Origin of the sequence: Thermus sp., assembly GCF_037444525.1 — a bacterium.
Taxonomy (GTDB): Bacteria; Deinococcota; Deinococci; order Deinococcales; family Thermaceae; genus Thermus.
In genome coordinates this window covers 1-2,276 of the sequence record NZ_JBBIMD010000116.1, presented here as the reverse complement: position 1 = coordinate 2,276, position 2,276 = coordinate 1, and the positions used below count along the sequence as shown (strand labels likewise).

Annotated in this window: 3 protein-coding genes; 1 reads left to right on the top strand and 2 read right to left on the bottom strand. The window is 68.8% G+C overall.

The annotated features are described in order from the left end of the window. Both WKI94_RS11910 and WKI94_RS11905 read right to left on the bottom strand, forming a co-directional pair. On the bottom strand, positions 1–776 hold a 776-nt coding region (locus WKI94_RS11910; RefSeq protein WP_337845936.1), incomplete at its 3' end, for an alcohol dehydrogenase catalytic domain-containing protein. After that, positions 773–1,834, bottom strand: a complete 1,062-nt coding sequence (locus WKI94_RS11905; protein ID WP_337845935.1) for a class II aldolase/adducin family protein — start codon at positions 1,832–1,834, stop codon at positions 773–775. The genes WKI94_RS11910 and WKI94_RS11905, both read right to left, overlap by 4 nt. A 47-nt stretch (positions 1,835–1,881) precedes the next feature. Here WKI94_RS11905 and WKI94_RS11900 point away from each other — a divergent pair. After that, positions 1,882–2,276: P1 family peptidase (locus WKI94_RS11900; protein WP_337845934.1), on the top strand; the 395-nt coding region annotated here is incomplete at its 3' end.

Here is a 2,276-nt window from a genome sequence, read left to right as displayed (position 1 = left end):
CCCCGGTGCCCCTCAAAGAAGAGGTAACGGTAGCGCCGGGCCCTTTCCTCTAGAGCCTCCTTGGCGCCCCCAAAGACCCGGTCCGCCCCGAAGGCCAAGGCCCGTTCGGCCTGGTGGGGGTATTTGGCCACCGCGTACACCTTTCCCCCATACCCCAAGGTCCGGAGGAGCCTTAGGGCGAGGAGGCCGATGGTCCCCATGCCCAGGATGAGGACCTCCTCAGGCCAAGGCCGGAAGCGCAGGAGGCCCCTCAGGACCACCGCCAGGGGCTCCGCGAAGACCGCCCGCTCCTCCGGCACCCCTTCGGGGATGGGGTGGAGGCGCTCCTCCCGGGCCAGGACCCACTCCCCCCAGCCCCCGGGGAGGTCGCGGTTATAGCCCAGCATCCCTGGGGCCAGGGCCCCTTCCGCCAGGTTCTGGCAAAGCCCCTCCTCCCCCTTCTGGCACATGGGGCAGGGAGGAAGGCCCCGCTCCAGGCAGGCCAGGAGAGGGTTCACCGCCACCCGCACCCCCCCTACCTCCCCCAGGATCTCGTGGCCGAGGACCGCGGGGAAGGAGAAGAAGGGGCTTAAGGAGGGGGGGCTTTTGCCGTGGAGGAGGGCGAGATCCGAGCCGCAGACCCCGCTTAGGAGGACCCGCACCCTCTGGAAGCCCACCCGCCCTGGCAAGGGGACCTCCTTCAGGGCGAGGGGCAGGGCCCTGGGGGGGAACCCTTTTCCCAGGACCCGGGCGGCGAAGAAGCGGGGGAGGGAAGGGGTGTAGACCAGGGCCTTCATGCCATGGGCACGGTGCGGATGAGCTTCCCCTCAATCCGCTCTAGGATCTCGTCCAGGCTCCGGCCGGTGATGGTGAGGCCGTGGTTCTTGAGGCCCACCACCGCCCGGGTGGGGTCCTTTGCCTCCCGCACCTTTTCTGCCACCGCCTGGGCGAGCTCGTAGGTGCCGCAGGGGTAGTTGAAGGGGGTGGCGGGCACGCCTTCCATCCAGGCGTGCACGTGGAGGATGGCCCCCACCCCGGGGTGCTCCCGGTAGATCATCCAGTGCTCTATGGCGTCCACGCTCACCCGGCGGGGCTCCACGTGGGGGGGGACGGAGAGGAGGATGGCGTTCTTTTCCGGGTCGTAGTCCTTCACCATGAGGATGTCCCGGCCGATCTCCTTGAGGTTCGCCTTGTCCACCCCGCTTGCCGACATCCAGAAGCGCCTTTCGTCCTTGCGCACGGAGAGGTTGCCGTAGGAGAGCCCGCCGATGCCGTAAAGCCGCTTCACGTGCCTTAGGTCCTCAGGGGGCAGGATCTCCTCAATGGGGAAGGGGGCGGGAAGGAGGTCCCACTCCTTCAGCTTCCGCCCGGCCCGCCGCATGCTCTCCGTGAGCTCGTCCCCCTGCCAGAGCTCAGGCTCCAGGTCGGGGGTGAAGAGGTTGTTGATGACCAGGCGGCTACAGGCGATGGGCCTTAGGCGCGCGGCCACCCGCTCGTAAAACCCCTCCCCTTCCTTCTCCTCGTAGTGGCCGAGCTCTAGGGTGAGGAACTTCACCCCCTCCCCGGGCACGTAGGCCAGGAGGACGTTGGAGAGGGCCCGCACCAAGTAGGGGTAGAGCTCCCTGAGGGGGTCTTCCGGGTACCGGGGAAGCGCCAGCACCGAGGCCACGAAGGTGGCTTGGGCCTTTCTGCGGTAGGGCCTGGGGGCTTCCTTGGCGATGGCGTTCAGCACCAGGTTGGGGGCCTCGGCCTCAGGGTCTAAGCGGAAGCCCTGGGCCTCCAAGGCCTTCCCAAGCCCCTCCAGAAACCCTTGGACCCTGGGCGAGGGTTCCCCATGGATGAGGTAGGTCCACATGCTCTGCCTCCCTTGTCCTGGCCTTTAGGCTACACCATACTGGGGGCATGGCGGAAGCTTGGACGGGGGGCAGGATTCCCCTAAAGGGTCTCAGGGTGGGCCACTTCACCGACCTCGAGGCCAAGACCGGCTGCACCGTCCTCCTCGCCGAGGAGGGCGCGGTGGCCGCGGCGGACGTGCGGGGGGCGGCCCCGGGGACGCGGGAGACCGACCTCCTGGCCCCTGAGAACACCGTGGAGAGGGTCCATGCGGTCCTCCTCACGGGGGGAAGCGCCTTTGGCCTTGGGGCGGCGGAGGGGGTGGTGCGTTTTCTCCGGGAGAGGGAAAAGGGGTTTCCCACCCCCATGGGCCCCGTGCCCATCGTCCCGGGGGCGGTCCTTTACGATCTCGGCCGAGGGGCGGTTTTCCGGCCCCCCGGCCCCGAGGCGGGCTACGCCGCCTG

Coding starts and splice junctions, on each gene's coding strand:
- WKI94_RS11905 (WP_337845935.1), bottom strand. CDS start 1,834: ATGTGGACCTACCTCATCCATGGGGAACCCTCGCCCAGGGTCCAAGGG.